General features: G+C 45.4%; 15 protein-coding genes. 2 read left to right on the forward strand and 13 right to left on the reverse strand.

Annotated elements, in window-relative coordinates; genetic code table 11:
• Positions 1–172 precede the first annotated feature (172 nt).
• Entirely contained in the window at positions 173–2431 is a 2259-nt protein-coding gene (locus tag QVA83_RS18625; RefSeq protein ID WP_014947951.1) for a TonB-dependent receptor, read from the forward strand.
• Between the two features lie 280 nt (positions 2432–2711).
• Positions 2712–3383, forward strand: coding sequence for a haloacid dehalogenase type II (locus tag QVA83_RS18630; protein WP_014947950.1), 672 nt, complete (start codon positions 2712–2714; stop codon positions 3381–3383).
• 134 nt (positions 3384–3517) lie between these two features.
• Here the strand turns inward: QVA83_RS18630 and QVA83_RS18635 are convergent, their stop codons facing one another.
• The 13 genes from QVA83_RS18635 to QVA83_RS18695 form a co-directional block, all read right to left on the reverse strand.
• Positions 3518–3778 (reverse strand): hypothetical protein, encoded by a 261-nt coding sequence (locus QVA83_RS18635; protein ID WP_014947949.1) that lies wholly within the window; start codon positions 3776–3778, stop codon positions 3518–3520.
• Positions 3779–4209: 431 nt separating this feature from the next.
• The gene (locus tag QVA83_RS18640; RefSeq protein ID WP_014947948.1) at positions 4210–5256 is read right to left on the reverse strand and encodes a protein-glutamate methylesterase/protein-glutamine glutaminase; all 1047 of its coding nucleotides are present in this window, start codon (positions 5254–5256) and stop codon (positions 4210–4212) included.
• Between the two features lie 2 nt (positions 5257–5258).
• Positions 5259–5876: a chemoreceptor glutamine deamidase CheD gene (gene cheD, locus QVA83_RS18645; RefSeq protein WP_014947947.1), complete on the reverse strand. Its 618-nt coding sequence runs from the start codon at positions 5874–5876 to the stop codon at positions 5259–5261.
• Between the two features lie 8 nt (positions 5877–5884).
• A complete protein-coding gene (locus QVA83_RS18650) occupies positions 5885–6718 on the reverse strand; it encodes a CheR family methyltransferase (protein WP_156077786.1) in 834 nt (277 codons plus the stop codon).
• Positions 6718–9627 carry a methyl-accepting chemotaxis protein gene (locus QVA83_RS18655; RefSeq protein WP_156079084.1) on the reverse strand — a complete coding sequence of 970 codons (2910 nt, stop codon included), beginning with the start codon at positions 9625–9627 and terminating at the stop codon, positions 6718–6720. The genes QVA83_RS18650 and QVA83_RS18655 overlap by 1 nt, the downstream gene beginning before the upstream one ends.
• Positions 9628–9730: 103 nt before the next feature.
• On the reverse strand, positions 9731–12037 hold the full coding sequence (locus tag QVA83_RS18660) for a methyl-accepting chemotaxis protein (RefSeq protein WP_287498799.1): 2307 nt from the start codon (positions 12035–12037) through the stop codon (positions 9731–9733).
• 4 nt (positions 12038–12041) lie between these two features.
• Positions 12042–12545, reverse strand: coding sequence for a chemotaxis protein CheW (locus tag QVA83_RS18665; RefSeq protein WP_014947943.1), 504 nt, complete (start codon positions 12543–12545; stop codon positions 12042–12044).
• On the reverse strand, positions 12542–14503 hold the full coding sequence (locus QVA83_RS18670) for a chemotaxis protein CheA (RefSeq protein ID WP_287498800.1): 1962 nt from the start codon (positions 14501–14503) through the stop codon (positions 12542–12544). Before QVA83_RS18670 ends, QVA83_RS18665 begins: the two co-directional genes overlap by 4 nt.
• 36 nt (positions 14504–14539) lie before the next feature.
• Positions 14540–14905, reverse strand: a complete 366-nt coding sequence (locus QVA83_RS18675; protein ID WP_014947941.1) for a response regulator — start codon at positions 14903–14905, stop codon at positions 14540–14542.
• Positions 14906–14971: 66 nt separating this feature from the next.
• Complete coding sequence (locus tag QVA83_RS18680; RefSeq protein WP_156077783.1) at positions 14972–16183, reverse strand: methyl-accepting chemotaxis protein; 1212 nt, start codon at positions 16181–16183, stop codon at positions 14972–14974.
• A 201-nt stretch (positions 16184–16384) separates the two neighbouring features.
• Entirely contained in the window at positions 16385–17431 is a 1047-nt protein-coding gene (locus QVA83_RS18685; RefSeq protein ID WP_014947939.1) for a protein-glutamate methylesterase/protein-glutamine glutaminase, read from the reverse strand.
• Positions 17406–18035 (reverse strand): chemoreceptor glutamine deamidase CheD, encoded by a 630-nt coding sequence (gene cheD / locus QVA83_RS18690; RefSeq protein ID WP_014947938.1) that lies wholly within the window; start codon positions 18033–18035, stop codon positions 17406–17408. Before cheD (QVA83_RS18690) ends, QVA83_RS18685 begins: the two co-directional genes overlap by 26 nt.
• 14 nt (positions 18036–18049) lie before the next feature.
• Entirely contained in the window at positions 18050–18880 is an 831-nt protein-coding gene (locus QVA83_RS18695; protein WP_014947937.1) for a CheR family methyltransferase, read from the reverse strand.
• Between the last annotated feature and the right edge of the window lie 3 nt (positions 18881–18883).

Raw genomic sequence — 18883 nt, forward strand, 5'->3', positions numbered from 1 at the left:
AAACCATGTTAACAACAATAAACAAAAAATTTGCAAACGATTGCATTTTATTCTTGCAATCGTTTGCAAACAGATCTATTTTGTTTCGCAATCGTGATGCGTATAACAATTTTTAAACCTGTTTAACGCATTCAGTTAACAACGCAATAGAACATTTTCGGGAGCACACACCATGAAAACGTTGTTTACAAAAGGAATGCTGGCGAGTGCAGTAGCGGTAGCACTAACGCAGCCTGCCATGGCACAAGAAGACGTAAAACAACAAGCGAAAGACAACGCAGAGATCATTGTTGTCAGCGGTACGCCAGGCGGCGCAGGGATTAGAAAGATTGACGCAAGCTTCGCGGTAACCAACATCGACGCTAGCGACATTGAAAAATTGGCACCTAAGTCTACGGCCGATTTGTTTAAGGCCATTCCAGGTGTTTGGGTTGAAAGCTCAGGCGGTGAGTCAGGCGCGAACGTATTTGTGCGTGGTTTTCCAGGTGGTGGCGATGCGCCGTTCTTAACGATTGCGCTTGAGAACTCTCCTATCTACCCTGCACCTACGCTATCTTTCCTTGAGAACTCTCAGCTGTTTCGCATAGACGATACAATTGAAATGGTTGAAGGTTTACGCGGTGGTCCAAACCCAGTAGTAAGCAACGGTCAACCAGGTCTTACAACAAACTTCCGCCTTAAACGTGGTGGCGAGTCGACAGAAGCGTCAGCGAAGTACACCATCTCTGACTACGGCCTAAACCGTATTGACGTGGTTGCAAGCGGCGCACTAGATGACGACTTGTACTACATGGTAGGTGGCTACATTAAGAGCTCAGAAGGTATTCGAGATGCCGGCTTTAACTCTGAGCAGGGTAACCAGTTCACCGTTAACATCACTAAAGTTTTCGAAAAAGGCGAGCTTAACCTTTATACCCGTCAAACTGACGATCGCGGTACTTGGTACTTACCTACACCTTTAAACGTTGAAGGCATCGACGCAAACTATACGCAAATTGGTCCATTGAATCGCCAAGGCACCATTACGTATGGCCCTAATGATACCACTGAGTCGTTCGACTTTGGCGAAGGTCGTGGATGGGACGGACACGTAAGTGGCGGTAGCATTAAGCTTGACTTAGGCAACGACTGGCAGCTAGTTGACCGCTTTAACCTTACCAAAGGTGAAGCCAATACTTTTGGTCTTGTACCGAATGGTTCTGCAACTACCGTTGCAAATGTTGCCGACAATGGCGAATCAGCCACTGGTGCAGTAACTGGCACAGTGTATGACGGTGATACGCCTATTCAGCAAATCGGCCGTTGGGTAGTACTTAAAGATATTGAAGCTTTCACTAACGACCTTGCTGTGTCGAAAAGCTGGGAAGACTTCGATACATCATTTGGTATTTACAGTGCCTCAACCAAAGCTAATGACTGGTGGAGCATTGGTAACACGGCTTACCACGTGTTGCAGCCAGGCGGCGAATTGCTAGACGGGATCGAATGTAACACCGACGCACAAGGCTGCGATTGGAACTACGACATCAGCTCTGTAGGTGATGCAAGCACGTTCGCACTTTATGCAACGGGTACGTGGTACGCAACCACAGACCTGAGCATCGACTTAGGGCTACGCCGTGAAAATCACGAAGTGAACTATTCAGTAGATGAAGATCTTGATGGCAAAATAACTAAAGCGCTTGAGTACGACGAAACCAAAACGTCGTGGACAGTGGGCGCAAACTACGCGCTTAATGACACCAGCGGTGTATTCGTTCGCATGAACCGAGGCTATAAAATGCCTTATTTCGACGACTTCAGAGACAACTGGGGTGCCTACACTGGCGGTAACGACTTGATTCAAGAAGTTACTCAAGGCGAGCTTGGCTATAAGTTCATGAATGACAGCATCCAGTTCTTTGCGACTGCATTCGCAAACGAAGTAAAAGGCGATACGTTTGTACGCCGTCCGGGCGCACCGGCTGAAATTCTTACTAACGAAGCTTACGGTATAGAACTTGACGGTCGCTATAGCCACGATTCAGGCTTCTCGTTAAGCGTGAACGGAACTATTCAGGAAACTGAAATTACTGCCAGCGCCAATAACGAAGGCAATGAATCTCAGCGTCAGCCTGGTTGGCAAGTACGTGTAACACCAAGCTACGGCTTCGATATCGGCGATATGTATGCCACGGTATACGGTACATTATCAGCGGTTGATGATCGCTTTGGTAACAACGAAAACACAGTTGTACTAGAAGGATACGAGAAGATTGATGTGGGTCTAACGCTAGAGCCAACTGAATCACTTCGTCTTCAGTTCTCTGTTGATAACCTGACCGACGAACAAGGTATTACCGAGGGTGACCCGCGTAATCCAGATTCACCAAACGGCCGCTACATTATGCCTCGTAGCATGAAGCTTAGCGTTTCTTATTTGTTCTTCTAAGAACAAAAAGCGCAACACCTAAAAATAAAGCCGGCCTTAGTGCCGGCTTTTTGTTGTTCGTTTCTCTCAATATATTTCGTTCAAGGTTTATGAGGCTATTGCTGCCTTTTCTTGCACCCCTTTCTTGTTAGATTCTTCTTATATCCTGTCAGCGTTAATTCATCGACATTGGTCGTAATGTGCTTTAGCAAAACCAATTCTGTTTTACAGTGGTATAAGCAACGAACAAGCTAAAAACGAAACGTACCGTTTACTATCATCAACTATAGGAAGGTGAATCGTGACGCCAAAGGTTATTTTCTTCGATATTAATGAAACACTACTAGACATGCAGGCCATAAAAACAGGCTTAGCGTCGGTGCTAAACGGCGATGAGACACTGGTAGACTTATGGTTTGCTAACTTATTGCATCACAGTTTAGTGGATGTTGCGTCTGGACAGTTTCACGATTTCATTGATATTGGAGCCGCAGCGCTTACCATGGTAGCTCACAGTAAGGATATATCTGTTGATGAGGCTACCGCAAAAGATATCATCAAACAGCATATTACCCGATTGCCAGCGCACGACGATGTTGTTCCTACATTAAAGGCGCTTCAAAGTGCTGGTGTAACCTTGGTCGCCCTTTCAAACTCATCTAAAGCCGGACTAGACGCACAGCTTGAGTTTGCCAATATTAAGCCCTATTTTTCCCATGTATTAAGTGTGGAAAGTGTACGTACCTACAAACCACATGCTGCGGTTTATCACTGGGCCTGTCAGCAGGCTAACGTAAAGAACGAAGATGCCATGATGGTGGCGGCTCATGGTTGGGATGTAAGTGGTGCTAAGGCGACAGGTATGCAAACCGCATTCGTAGAACGCTCGGGGAAAATGATGTACCCGTTAGGTCTTGCTCCCGATCACAGCATTGCTTCGCTTACTGCGCTTATCGAAATGATAAGTTCGTAACGTGCTCTGTGTGAGGGCACAACGACCTCGCTGTGCCTGACCGCTATAAATCTAGCGTGTTGGCAAAAATAGTTAGGCGCAAACAAAAAAGTCTTACCGAAGTAAGACTTTTTTCAAATCGAAATACAAAACAATTAAACTTTTGCTAGCTCGGGCTGGTTTGGCTTAAAACCTTGTGTGCTGCAAGAATTGCGTTTCGTTTCTAGTGCGCTTAATTGACGCTTAAGCCATGACTTCTGAATACCTGACTTAGCTGCGTCCATTTCAGTGCTTACGCGAGTGATTTCTTTTCCGACGTTCACGCATGCTTTCTTATTCGGTTCAAAGCCGCCATTAGCCAAAACAGAAGAAGAAAACATTAAAGCTGATACTGCTATAAGCGTTTGCTGTTTCATAAGAGTCCCCAACTACTCGTTATAATCCCGGGTTAGTGTCATACCGTAAGAATGAGCATATATTTGCTCTCAAATCTGTAAGGAATATAGCAGGCCTTTTATTCTAGTTAGGTACTACAAAACATACGCAGTAATAAAACTTTGCCTACCTTGTTCTTGCTAACGCACATAAGCCATTGTCTTTTATATTATTATGTCGACAATGATTTACCTTACCATTCCACTTACGTATCGATTTTTATATTTTTACGCACTAAATAGTGAGCCTATCCATAGTATCGGCTACAGCAACAGCATTCTGCAGCAGCATTACTCACTATTAAGCGTTGCTATTAAAACACCTTAGCTTTTCTGGAACAAGAAAAGTTATAACAATCCTTTTACAGGTTTTAGGACAGAAATTGCATTCTGTAAGTATTTACTCACTATACTTACAAGCGACTACCTGCCGAGAGCTTTTCTACGGTTTGCATAACACTTCTGCCCATATCATCTAGGCTTATTACGCGCTTAGCGGCGCCCTTTTCTATGGCTACTTTGGGCATACCAAAAACTATACAACTAGCTTCGTCCTGACAAAATGTTTCGCAGCCCGCGTTAAACATTTCGTGAAGGCCGCTTGCGCCGTCGCTACCCATGCCCGTAAGTAAAACGCCTAACGCATTGCTACCAGCACTTTTACAGATAGAATTAAATAACACGTCCACCGAGGGCTTGTGACCCGATACGCGCGCGCCATCGGTCAATCTAATCCGGTAATCAGCCCCGCTTCTTTCAATTTCCATGTGTTTATCGCCAGGTGCAAGGTAGGCTTGGCCTGGTAGTAAACGTTCTCCGCCTTTCGCTTCTTTGACCTGCATTTGGCACACGGCATCTAGTCGTTTAGCGTAAGTCGAAGTAAACCCTGCTGGCATGTGTTGTGTGATCACGGTGGCAGGAGCGTTCGCCGGAAAGGTGCGCAACACCTCTTTTATGGCTTCTGTTCCACCGGTCGAGGCACCAATTGCAATGATTTTCTCAGTACCCGAATAATTGACTTTGCTCACGGTAGACACTTTCGAAGGCGCTGATTTTTTCACTTTAGAGCGCGCAGCCGTACGTATTTTCTCAACAATCAACTGATGATAGTCTGCCATGCCTTGCGCCACACCTATTTTGGGCTTTGCAACAAAGTCGATAGCTCCTAACTCCAAGGACCTCAGCGTGGCATCAGCGCCTTTTTCGGTTAGCGTAGAAATCATGACTACGGGCGTTGGCCTCGCATTCATCAGTACTTCTAGAAAGCGTAATCCGTCCACTTTAGGCATTTCTATATCAAGCGTAATAACATCTGGCGACTTTTCTAGAACCAGCTTTTTTGCCACGAAAGCATCGGGAGCAGCACCCACTAATGCCATGTCTGGCTCACTTTTTATAATTTCACTTAGAATTTGCCGGATCAGTGCCGAGTCATCTACCACCAAAACTTTTATCGTCATTGTTAGTCCTCGAAGATATCTACGCTACCGGTAGGTGCACGTCTTGACAGTTCCCACCGATGCTGACTTTCTCTTTCAATAATAGTGGCGTTATTAAGCTCGTGAATTCGCTTCATAAAGACATTGCCGTTGCTTGGAAAAAAGTAAACCTTGCGCGCGTAAACATCACATAAGTCACTGGCCAATATCGGTATGCCTTCCGTGCTTAAAAAGTCTGTTACGAATTCTGCGTTGAACTTCCCAACATCGTGCTGCACGAAGGACGGCACCACTTTTCCACCACCAAACACTTTTGCTTTTATTCGGGCTTTATTGGCACCGGCTTTCACTAAGTCGTTGATAAGAATTTCCATGGCATGCACGCCATATTTGGCAGCCATACCTTGTGTTTTTTCGAACTCACTGGCAGTTTTATTTACTGTCGGCAACATAAAGTGATTCATGCCGCCAATGCCCGTTTCAGGGTCGTATAGACATGCCGCCACACAAGACCCCAACACAGTCACCAGCATTTTATCTTGTGTTGTTACGAAGTATTGTCCAGGTAATAGCTTTACTGCGTCGATAGAAAAACGTTTGTCGTAATAGCTAATAGGTACTTCGAAATTACAAGATTCCACACGTGCTCCTAATGAACCGGGCGATATATAGTTTTACCTACCGGTCTCACAAGATTAGTACACATATTGAAGTTTTCAGAATGCCCTGCCATATAAAGTCCTGCAGGCTTTAACATACCCACCATTCTTTGTAACACGTTTAGTTGCGTGGGCTTGTCGAAGTAAATCATTACGTTTCGACAAAAAATGATATCGAGTGGACCTTTTACATCCCACTTTGCATCGGTAAGATTGAGTTTTTTGAACTGCACCATGTGTCTTAACTCATCCACTACTTTCACTTTTCCCTCGTTTGCACCTTTACCTTTATGGAAGAATTGTTTTTGTCTTTGGACGGGTATTTTCGCGATCGATGCTAAAGGATAAATACCCGCTTTGGCTTTTTGCAGTACCTTACTGTCTATGTCTGATGCAATGATTTTCACAGGCGTTTTGAAGCTTCCAAACGCCTCTGCGACGACCATGGCAATAGAGTAAGGCTCTTCTCCGGTTGAGCTGGCAGCACACCAGATAGTGGTTACTTCTGGATGTTGTTTTAAGTGCTCAGCCAGTGCAGTGAAGTGGTGTGGCTCGCGAAAAAACGACGTAAGATTGGTCGTCAATGCATTGATGAACTGCTCTAGCTCAGGTTCAGACTTATCAACTACGCCTAGATAATCGTTAAAGCTTGTGAGCTGAAGGGCTCTGATACGCCGAGCCAATCTGCTGTATACCATCGCTTCTTTAGCGTCTGACAACTTTATACCTGCTTTTTTGAAAAGCATGTTTTGCACTTTGTGGAAGTCCGCCTTTTCAAAGGCGAACTCCCGAGTGCTTTCGTGCGATGAAAGAACCGTTGTCATTAGAACGACTCCCACTCGGCTTCATCAGGCAGTGCGGGTTTCAGTCCTTGTACTTGAGGCGCGTTGTTAATCACTGAGGCTACGCGTGGCTGCTTGAAGTCGGTGTGAGAGAGCGCAGCGATGTGCTTTTGCTCCATTGACAAGCCCTTTCCAACTTCAAATACCGATACCCGTTCATTAAGTTGCAACGACTGCTGCTTCAAACTGTCCGCGGCGGCGGCAGCCTCTTCTACCAGTGCTGCATTTTGTTGGGTCATTTCATCCATTTGAATGACCGCTTTGCTCACCTCTTCAATGCCCGCCGCTTGCTCGGCAGACGCAGCGGCAATTTCAGACATAATGTCGTTTACGCGCTTAATGGAAGTTACTACCTCAGCCATGGTGTCACCCGATTTCACAACCAGCTCGTTACCGCTGGCTATTTTGGTTACAGAGTCAGAAATCAGTTCTTTGATGTCTTTCGCTGCTTCGGCTGAGCGCTGAGCTAAGTTTCTTACCTCTGAAGCAACTACCGCAAAGCCTCGCCCCTGTTCGCCCGCGCGAGCAGCTTCAACGGCTGCGTTTAAAGCAAGAATATTAGTTTGAAAAGCGATGCCGTCTATAACACCAATAATGTCAGAGATCTCTTGTGCCGAGTCGTTGATTTGGGTCATGGTTTTCACCACTTCACCTATAACCTGCCCCCCTTCTGAAGCAATTTTACTCGCCTGTGCCGCTAAGCCATTCGCTTGCTCTGCATTTTCTGCGTTCAGTTTTACGGTTCCCGTTAGCTCTTCCATACTCGATGCAGTTTCTTCCAGACTGGATGCCTGCTGCTCAGTGCGGCTTGATAAGTCAGCATTGCCCGTTGCAATCTCACCTGACGCCACATTAATGGTTTCTACTGCTTCGTTAATACTTGTGATGGTGCCTCGCATTTCGTTGATGAACTGATTAATGGCCTCGCCCAATACAGCAAAGTCACCGTCTAAAGCATGTTCAATGTTGACCGTTAAGTCGCCCTCTGTCAGCTTGGTCATTACGTGTTTAATTTCATCAACAGCTTGGGTTCTACCCGTAATATCGGTAGCAAACTTAACTACACGGAAAGGCTTACCGTTGTGGTCTAAAATAGGGTTATACGTGGCTTGAATAAATATCTCTTTGCCGTTTTTACCCAATCGACGATATTCACCTGAAGAAAAAGTGCCGCTGCGTAGCGCATCCCAAAACGCCGCGTATTCAGGGCTAGCTCGGTGAGCAGGGTCGACGAACATGCTGTGATGCTTACCTTTGATTTCATCTAAGGTGTAGCCCACCGTAGTTAGAAAGTTTTCATTGGCATGCTGAATAATGCCATCCATATTGAACTCTATGACGGCCTGAGACTTTCCTATTGCAGCTAACTGCCCTTCAAAGTAGGCATTTTTAACTTTCTGTTCGGTGATATTACTGGCGTACTTCACCACTTTAACTACATTCCCACTCATGTCTAAAATAGGATTGTAGGTCGCTTGAATCCAAATATCTGAGCCGTCTTTCGCAATTCTGTGAAATTCACCCGAGTAAAATTGGCCTTCTGCCAGTTTTTTCCAAAACGATTGGTACTGTTCAGATTCTCGCTCTTGTTTAGTCACAAAAATGCGGTGGTGTTTGCCTTCAATTTCATCTAGGGAATAGCCAACCGTTGCCAGAAAGTTATCGTTGGCGACGAGAATATTGCCTTTTGTATCAAACTCGATCACCGCTTGTGATTTACTTATTGCGTCTATTTGCCCTGTGTTAAACGCGTTTTGTAGCTTTTGTTCAGTCACATCAGACGCATATTTCACCACTTTTATTGGCTGGCCGAACTCGTCAAAAATAGGGTTATAAGACGCTTGGATCCAAAGCTCACTGCCATCTTTTTTTACCCGTTTGAATTCGCCTGACTTAAACTCACCTTTCTTTAAGTCACGCCAGAACGCTGCATACTCAGGGCTCATTTTATAGTTGGGTTCAACAAACATACTATGATGCTGACCTTTGATTTCGTTCAGCTCATATCCCGTTGTTGCGCAGAAGTTTGCGTTGGCGTTTTGAATAACGCCTTCAAGGTCGAACTCAATTACAGCAAGGGACTTGTCAATGGCATTTATTTGGCCTTCGTAGTCTGCATTTTTGCGTTTTTGCTCCGTTACATCGGTAGCAAATTTTACTACCCGAACAATATTTCCGAGCTTGTCATAGATAGGGTTGTAAGAGGCTTGAATCCATACTTTGTCGCCGTTTTTCGCTACGCGGCAATATTCACCGCTGCTGTGCTCACCGTTTCGCAGCGATTCCCAGAGTGATTTATATTCTTCAGACACGCCGTAGTCTGGCAATACAAAAAGGCGATGATGCTTACCAACAATGTCTTCTTTCGAATAGCCTGTAACCTTCAAAAAGTTTTCATTGGCGTCTTCTACTATTCCCTCCGGCGTAAAGGAAATAATGGCTTGGCAACGATCTAACCCTGCCAATAAACCGGTTTTATATTGCAGCTCCTGATCATTAAGCCATTCCACCATGGTGCCGAGCTTGTCGCCTTCAACACTTTTGATGGTAGATAACTTAAGGGTAAAGAGTAAGTCGCCCACAGGCAGTAAAAAGGTATCGCTGCTATCACAGCTTTTGTAACGCAAATTCAGGTCGCTATTGTTTGCGAAAAACGCTGCCATAGCAGAGCCCGTCAGGCCTTGAAAATTAATGCCTGGTAAAACACGCTCGAACTGCGTTTGGTGCTCGTTGGCTAAAGCATAAAATGCTTTGTTGGCGAAGGTGATCGTTCCCTCGGCATCGACCAACATCAAACATGCGGTACTTTCGCTTAGCGCTTGCTCTTGAAAGCGTGAAAGACTTTGTGCCGCTACTAACTCTTCATTATGAAATATATTAAATACGCCCATTATTCCATCCACCTGATTTGCGACGCTCTGTTCTAAAAGCGTCAAACTAAATGCCGTGTAATAAAAAAGGCGAATTCCTTTTCAAGAATTCGCCTTCGCTTTTTTAGAACGACTCCCAATCGTCACTGCTTGGTACTTTTGGAGCCAGTTTCTTTTGCGTTTTAATTGCTGTAACCGGTGCAACGTGTTTATTCTTGTTTACTGATGTAACCTTTATTGGTTTTTCTTCACTGACCGTCGCTTTATCACCAATGTTAAATGCTGATACGCGTTCAGATAAACTTCCCGCTTGCTGCTGCAAACTTTCTGCGGCAGCCGCAGCCTCTTCCACCAGCGCTGCATTTTGTTGCGTCATTTCATCCATTTGCACAACGGCTTTACTTACCTCTTCAATTCCAGAAGCTTGCTCAGAACTCGCCGCTGCAATTTCCGACATAATGTCGTTAACTCGCTTAATGGAAGTCACCACTTCTTCCATGGTGTCGCCTGACTGATTGACGAGTTTGTTACCGCCATCAATCTTGCTTACCGAGTCTGATATAAGCTCTTTGATTTCTTTTGCTGCTTCGGCAGAACGCTGAGCCAGGCTTCGTACCTCTGACGCAACTACCGCAAAGCCACGGCCCTGCTCACCTGCTCGAGCAGCTTCTACGGCAGCGTTTAATGCCAGAATATTAGTTTGGAATGCGATGCCGTCGATTACGCCGATGATGTCTGAAATTTCCTGCGCAGACTCGTTGATAGACGACATGGTGTCCACAACCTGACGAATTAGCTCACCGCCCCGCGACGCGATTTCACAACTCTGAGACGCTAAGCTATTGGCTTGTTCCGCATTTTCAGCGTTGAGCTTGACGGTACCGGTAAGCTCTTCCATGCTCGACGCCGTTTCTTCAAGACTAGACGCCTTCTGTTCGGTACGACTTGATAGGTCTGAATTCCCCGTGGCAATTTCAGACGAGGCCGTATTGATTGTCTCTACTGCTTGGTAAATTGAACCGATAGTGCCAGACATTTCACTAACGAATTGATTGATAGCATCGCCTAGTACTTGGAATTCACCCTCGAACTGTTCATCAAGCTCTGCCGTTAAATCACCGCCAGATAAGCGGGTCATCACATCACTGATAGAACCGATAATGCGACGCATATCGTCGATAAAGCGGTTGATTGACGTGCCAAGCTCTTTAAATTCACCCTCGAACTCATGCTCAATGCGGCAATCTAAATTACCCTGAACCAATTCATTCATTGCGGTTTTGATATCGCTAATGGCCTGTTTTCTACCAGTAATATCAATGGCATATTTCACCACACGGTGAGGTCTACCGTTTTGATCCAAAATAGGGTTATAAGACGCTTGGATCCAAACTTCTTTCCCACCTTTGCCCACGCGCTTAAATTCGTCAGTGAACTGCACGCCTTGGCGCAACTGTTCCCAAAACTGACTGTACTCAACACTGCGCTTATACTCATCTTCCACAAACATACTGTGATGCTTGCCTTTAATTTCATCTAGGCTGTAGCCAACCGTGTTTGTGAAATTCTCGTTGGCGTTTAAAATTTTGCCCTCAAGGTCAAATTCAATAACGGCCTGCGCTTTGTTTATTGCGTCTATTTGTCCTTCGAAATAGGCATTGCGTAACTTAGATGCAGTGATGTCGGTGGCGAATTTCACAACGCGAATAACTTTACCTTCGCCATCGAAAACCGGGTTGTAAGTGGCTTGGATCCAAATCTCTTTCCCCATTTTGTCGAATCGACAAAACTCGCCGTTTTGTGACTTGCCCTCTTTGAGGTCGCGCCAAAATTGGGCGTACTCTTCTGAGCGAATGTATTGTGCGTCACAAAACATTTTGTGATGGTTGCCAACAATTTCATTGAGGCTGTAGCCAAGCGCATTAAGAAAATTGTCGTTCGCGTTTTGGATAACACCATCGGCGTTAAATTCGATAACAGCCTGGGCATTATTCAACACATTAAGCATTGTGCTTTTAATGAGTAATTCTGACTGATCAACCCATTCAACCATGGTGCCTATATTGTTATTCTCTTGGTCAAAAAACGGCGTAAGGGTGAGTTTGAAGTTCAAGTCGCCAATGCTAATCGTAGAGGTCATTGTCGATTTCAATTCAGCAAGGATATTGCGCTGATGCGAAGGATTGCGATGAAACTGGTCGATGTTTTGACCTTCCAAGTTGTCAGCAGAAAAACTGGGGAGTACAGCCTGAAGTTTCTTCTCGTTTTCTTTGAGCAGCGACTTTACAGACTGGTTAGCATAGATAATATTTCTGTCTGCATCGGCCATCATGATGCAACAGGTTGTAGCATCAAGTGCCTGTTTATTTCTCAATGCTTGGTTAACGTCCGTTGCTTTTGTGAAGTCTTCTAACCACGTCATAATTCCCATTTTCTCAGCCCTCAACCACTTGTGCTTTTGTTTCAACTAAACCCAATTCGTTACTTGTAATTAAGCTTTCAATATTGACTAAAATAACCATGTGCTCATCGACATCGGCCAGTCCGTGAAGGTACTTGCTATCGAACGCCACACCGAACTCTGGTGGCGGCAGCATGTCTTCTTCGGAAAGGCGAATGACGTCAGACACGCCATCTACCACAATGCCAACGATCCGCTCGTGAACGTTAAGCATAATGACGATAGTAAAATCGTTATAAGTGGCTTCACCTACGTTGAACTTAATGCGTAAGTCGACGATAGGTACAATGTCGCCACGAAGGTTTATCACGCCTTTAATGAAGTTTGGCGCATTGGCAATTTTGGTAACCTGTTCGTAACCACGAATTTCCTTCACGGTTGTGATATCAAGGGCATAGTGCTCCTCACCCAAGACAAAACTTAAGAATTCGTTCTCTTTCGATGCGCTAACGGCTTGTTGTAAGGCTGCTTCGCTCATAGTGAAACCTCTTCATTTGGAACATTTGTACAGTTAGTAGCCACCGAGTCTGCATCCAAAATCATGGCTACCTTGCCATCCCCCATAATGGTTGCACCTGCGATCCCTGCTACTTTTTTGTAATGTTGCTCAAGGCTCTTAATTACGACTTGTTGTTGACCCACAAGCGAATCCACCAGCACGCCATAGCGCTTCTTACTGCTTTCTAGTAGCACGACGATGCCTTTGGTTGGCTCAGTGATGCCGTCGTCTACCTGCATAAGTTGAGTAAGTGACACCAGCGGCCAGTACTGGTCTCTAATCCACAGTACTTTGTCATTGCCAAGGGTTTTCACTTGAGATAATGTGGGTTGAAATGATTCGATAACGTTAAGTAGTGGGATAACGAAAATTTGATCGCCAACCGATACACACATGCCGTCTACGATAGCGAGCGTGAGTGGTAAGTGGATATAAAACGCAGAGCCTTCACCCTGCGATGATTCAATTTCAATGCGCCCGCCAATAGACTCGATGTTTCTGCGAACCACATCCATGCCGACACCTCTGCCCGACACATCAGTAACTTCTGCAGCAGTCGAAAAGCCCGCTTGAAAGATAAGCTGCCAAATTTCACTGTCGGGCATATCTGGCGTAACCGTGAGGCCGTTTTGTGTGGCTTTCTCTACAATGCGTGCTTTGTTTAAACCGGCTCCATCGTCGATAATACCAATGATGATACTGCTACCTTTCTGCTCTGCACTTAAGATAACTGTGCCGTTTTCGGCTTTGCCAGCTTCAAGGCGTTTTTCAGGACTTTCTATACCGTGATCGATACTGTTCCTTACTAAATGCGTAAGCGGGTCGACCAGTTTTTCGATTAGGCTCTTATCTATTTCGGTGTTGCCACCTTGAATCACCAAATCCACTTTTTTGCCTAGCTTAGAAGACAAATCACGTACCACACGAGGGAAGCGATTAAACGTCATGTTTACCGGCAACATGCGCATAGACATGACTGATTCTTGAATTTCACGGGTATTGCGCTGCAACTCGTCTATAGCAAGCTGTAGGCGCTCTCCGACTTGCCCTTCAACTTCCTGCCCCACGTTTGAAAGCATGGATTGAGTAATCACCAGTTCGCCGACCAGATTAACCATCGCATCGATTTTGGTGGTATCGACACGAATTGATGCTGCCTCTTTCGTCGCTGCTTTTGGCTTGGTTTTAACGGGCTTCACAATAGGTTGTTTTGGTGTAACTTGTTGCGAAGAAGATTCAGTAGCGTCTGTTTTTACAGGAAGGGTGTCGGGTTCGAAAAAGCCAAAGCCCTCATCAGCTACGCCGACCTTGGTATTCGCTTCACCTTTAGCCTGCGTCTCTTCTGATGCTGCTTCATCTTCGAAAAGTCCGAAGCCTTCAATGCCATCTGAGATATTTTGACTTTGAGAACTTTCTAAATTGGTTTCTTGAGATTCAGTCTCGTCTTCATCAAAGAATCCAAATCCATCAATCTCGTTGTCTGTATTAGCTTCACCTTGAGCAGTTTGATCACATGTTTCTTCTGCGTTTTGTGGCATTTGTCCTGACGCACTTGCGAGGGTATCTTCAAGGACTTTTATACTTGCATCAATTTGTTCTTGGGGAAGATCTGTTTGTTCTTTATATGCCGATAAGGTGTCTTTCAATACATCAAGGGTTTGCAAAAATATGTCGACGATGTCTGCCGTAACCTGAATTTCCTGGTTTCGGGCTTTGTCGAGCAAATTCTCCATTACGTGAGTCAGATTCATTAGTGCATCGAACCCGAAAATCCCACTGCCGCCTTTGATAGAGTGCGCCGCTCTAAAGATACTGTTCAGCTCTTCGGGGTCGGGCGCATCCACATCCAAGGTCATGAGCAACTGCTCCATATCTTGGAGATGCTCATCACTCTCGTCAAAAAACACACCGTGAAATTGGTTTACATCAATGGTCATGACTGACTCCCATTTACCCTATTCAAACCGACTCTCTTAACCTAGAACGCGCTTCATCACATCAAGTAGCTTATTGGGGTCGAAAGGTTTCACCATCCATCCGGTTGCTCCCGCGGCTTTGCCTTTTGCTTTCATGTCATCACCGGCTTCAGTGGTCAGCATGACAATTGGCGTCGACTTGAAGTTAGCTAAACCTCTGAGCGATTTGATAAGCGTTAATCCGTCCATGCGAGGCATGTTTTGATCGGTAAGCACGAAGTCGAAACGCGCGCCTTGGCATTTGTCCAACGCATCTTGGCCGTCTTGTGCAGTAGTAACGTTGTAGTTCGCTGACTTAAGGGTCATTTCTACCATCTGGCGGATGGACACAGAGTCGTCCACAATCAGTATGCTTTTGCTCATAACTCAATCACCTATAAAAATGTCAGGGTTAATCACACATCGTTGTGTAACTATTTATTTTTGCTGTTAAAAAAGTTCTACGTCACCTGCGTCCATTGACGTTGACGAAACAGGGTTGTGATCTGCTTGCCCTTTTTCCGTCAACGAAATCTGGTAGTTAGCTAGGTTGTCTTTCACTTTTGTCGCAGACTCAGGGCTTAGTTCTGAAAGCTGCAACACGATGAAATCAATAATCTCGCGAGTGTAGGTAAGGTTTTGACCGTTTATATCGCCAAATTGTAAGCCGCGAATAGCGGCAGCAGTTGAGTCTGCAAGTTGTTGGCGAATAGCTTCAAGCTCACTTGCGCCCTGTATGTCGGCTTCGGCTTTTTTGATAATGCCTTTTAGCTGCTCGCTAATGGCGTCTTTCGCGTTGACCACGTGAGAAATGTCCTGAGAAGCAACCACTTCTGCAGTTTCCGTTAGTTTGTCGATGAGCGATTTGATGTTTTCTATTTGCGTTTTTATAACGTCGCTAAACTGTGTAGAACGGGTAGATAGCGCACGGACCTCATCGGCAACAACTGCAAAACCGCGTCCAGCTTCACCTGCTCGCGCTGCTTCTATGGCAGCGTTTAACGCCAAAAGATTGGTCTGAGAAGAAATATCATCAATACCACTTAACGCCTCAATGACAGTAGGCATGGCCTGCTGAATGGTTTGTACTTGGGTTTCTAACGCCCTTGTAGACTCGGTCATTTCAGTTGTTGAGGCGATGAATTGCGTTAGTGTGATGTCAGTATCAGAAGCAAATGTCCGCATTTTATCGGCATAGGCACAGTCGCTGTCGTCATCATCTGTCAGCAGATTATTGATGCTAGTTTCTTGTTGGCCTAGAAGGGTTTGTAGCGAAATAAACGAGTCGCTTAATGTGGCAACCGCGTCATTTTGTGTTGAGAATATGTCGGCCAGGTTTGATGAGGTGATCGTCAATATGCTGCTTGCTTCAGATACAGCAACACCCATAGAGTCATTGGCTAACAAGTTTGTGTTTGAATATGAAAAATCTTGTGATGGCGTGCTTGTGCTATTGGCTGCAGAGTCCTGATTACCCTTTGTCACTTTGAGAAGTACGAAAAGCAAAAATAAAACGCAAACAGAGCTGATAGCAAGCCCCAAGAGCGCTATCGAGGTGAAAGCCAGACTCCAACTCGCCAACATCATAAGAAACGCGATAATAAACGCGTTGCTCTTATTAGAGAAAAAGTTATCCAGATAATTTGCTGCAATGGCGACCACAATCCCACCTCAATTGTTACTACCGCGTTAACGGATGTACAAAACACAATCAAATTATGGTCAAGTTTCCAGCTTCAACAATTATACTTTTGAATATTTTTGTTAACTTATTACTTTGGTGACATTTGCGACACCCAATCATCAGCATTGCGCTAGACTAAAAAGCTTCAATAGTTCAGCACTGTGGGCATTGCATTAAGATTAAAGGCGCGAGCCCGCGCCCAATGCTTCAAGCGTATCTAGAATTGCATCTGAGATATCTTCTAACGGCTTGATAAAACTCGCGGCTTTCATTTCTACAGCCACTTTAGGCATACCGTAAACAACGCAGGTTTTTTCATCCTGACAAAACGTAACAGAGCCTTTTGTGTGCATACTCTTAAGGCCTTTTGCTCCATCCCGTCCCATGCCTGTAAGCAGCACACCCACCGCGTTTGCGCCAGCATGCTCAGCCAGCGAGTCAAACATCACATCAACAGAGGGCTTGTGTCCCGATACCTTGGGGCCATCATCAAGGGTTAAACGATAGTCAGCGCCGCTACGCTCTACTTTTAAATGTTTATTACCTGGTGCCAAGTACGCAAATCCAGGCAATAAACGCTCCCCTCCGTGCGCTTCTCTCACGGTTATTTCACAAAGGCTATCGAGCCGCTTGGCGTAGGTGGTTGTGAACCCTGGAGGCATGTGTTGGGAAATAATGGTGGCCGGTGCATTGCGGGGAAAATGCATAATAACGTCTTTTATTGCTTCAGTCCCCCCAGTTGATGCGCCTATACCAATTAACTTTTCGGTTCCTGTGTAGCGCATAGAAGCATGTTTTGTGCAGCGTGTTTGCGTTGGTTGGCCTAACCTCGAATGCGCTGCTGCTTTTATCTTTTCAACAATAACCGCCGCGTATTCAGCCATACCTTGCGCTACGCCGAGCTTTGGCTTTGCCATAAAATCCACAGCGCCTAGTTCGAGCGCACGCAGTGTTGCGTCGGCACCTCTTTCAGTCAGCGTAGATATCATCACAACTGGAGTCGGCATCGCCTTCATCATTACTTCTAAAAAACGTAACCCGTCTACCTTCGGCATTTCAATGTCCAGAGTAATAACGTCTGGCCTGAACTCTTGCACCATTCGCTTCGCCGCATAAGCATCCGGCGCCGCACCCACAAGCGTTAAACCTGGATCACGGGTTACTATTTCTGAAAGAATTTGGCGGATTAACGCAGAGTCATCAACTACGAGGACTTTTATAGGCATGTGACTGTTCCGAAAATGAAATTACACCCGTCTTAGCTTGTTCAGAAAGTAGAACCCGGTGGGTAGATTCGCGCTCGTAGAGGGTAGCATTGTTAAACTCGCGAATACGCTTCATATAAACATTACCGTCGGCAGGAAAGTAATAAATTTTGCGAGCATAAGTGGACATTAAATCACTACTTATTAACGGTATGTTCGCGTCATCCAAATACTCCAAGACAAATTCAGCGTTTACTCGTCCAATGTCTTGCTGCACAAACCCAGGAAGCACCTTTCCTCCTCCGAATGCTTTAGCCATCAACTTATTTCGCCGTGCGCCAAGGTGTACAAGCTGATCAATTAACATGTTCATGGCGTGTACACCGTACTTTGTGGCTAGGCAAGCGTCGAGATTGGTGGTGAAGTTGAGGTCAGGCAACATAAAGTGATTCATACCACCAATCTTCTTTTCTTGATCGAAAATACACGCTGCTACGCAAGAACCAAGAATGGTTACCAGCGCTTTGTCTGAAGCAGTGGCATAATACTGACCCGGCAAAAGTTTAACGGCTTCTTTTTGAAGGCGGTTATCAAAGTATCGAATGGGGTTTTCGTCCTGACTCATACTGCAAATTCCTTTTAAACGACTGGCCGATAAATGGTTTTCCCCATGGGAGCGACCAGCTCAGGATACATCGTGAAGTTCTCAGAGTGCCCTGCGACATACATCCCGTCATTGCACATCAATTTAACCATGCGCGCTAAAATTTTGCGCTGCGTGGGTCGATCGAAATAAATCATGACGTTACGGCAAAAAATCACGTCCACTGGCGCATCTACACACCAGTTTGGCGACATCAAATTTAGTGGTTCGAACTGCACCATTTTTCTCAGCTCATCCACTACTCTTACTCTTCCGGTTTGTGCGCCTTTTCCCCTATAGAAAAATTGCGTTTTATAATCGTAAGAGAGCTGGCTGATACTGTTTTGGGCATACACACCTTCCCGAGCCTTTTGCAGTACTTTACTGTCGATATCAGTGGCAAGTATTTGTACATTGGGGGTAAAGGTGCCAAACACCGACGCCACTGTCATTGCAATACTATAAGGCTCTTCGCCAGTGCTGCTTGCGGCACACCAGATACGCTTGGTTTGAGGTCGCTTTGTCAGGTAATTGGCAAGTGCGTCAAAGTGATGTGGCTCTCTGAAAAATGCCGTGAGGTTAGTGGTGAGCGCATTAATGAAGTGTTCCATTTCATCTTTACAGCTTCCTACATACGCTAAGTACTCTTTAAAGCTGTGTATCTCTAGTGCACGCAGCCGCCTGGCAAGGCGGCTGTATACCATCGCATCTTTTGAATCAGCTAAGTTAATTCCGGCTTGTTTGAACAGCAGGCTTTTAACCCGTTCAAAATCTCTTCGGCTATATGGAAATTCCCTTTGCGCATCCGTGCTTTGTAGAGCGGTCATACA

Origin of the sequence: Alteromonas sp. AO-Serp (genome assembly GCF_017849675.1) — a bacterium.
In the GTDB taxonomy this organism is placed as follows: Bacteria; Pseudomonadota; Gammaproteobacteria; order Enterobacterales; family Alteromonadaceae; genus Alteromonas; species Alteromonas macleodii.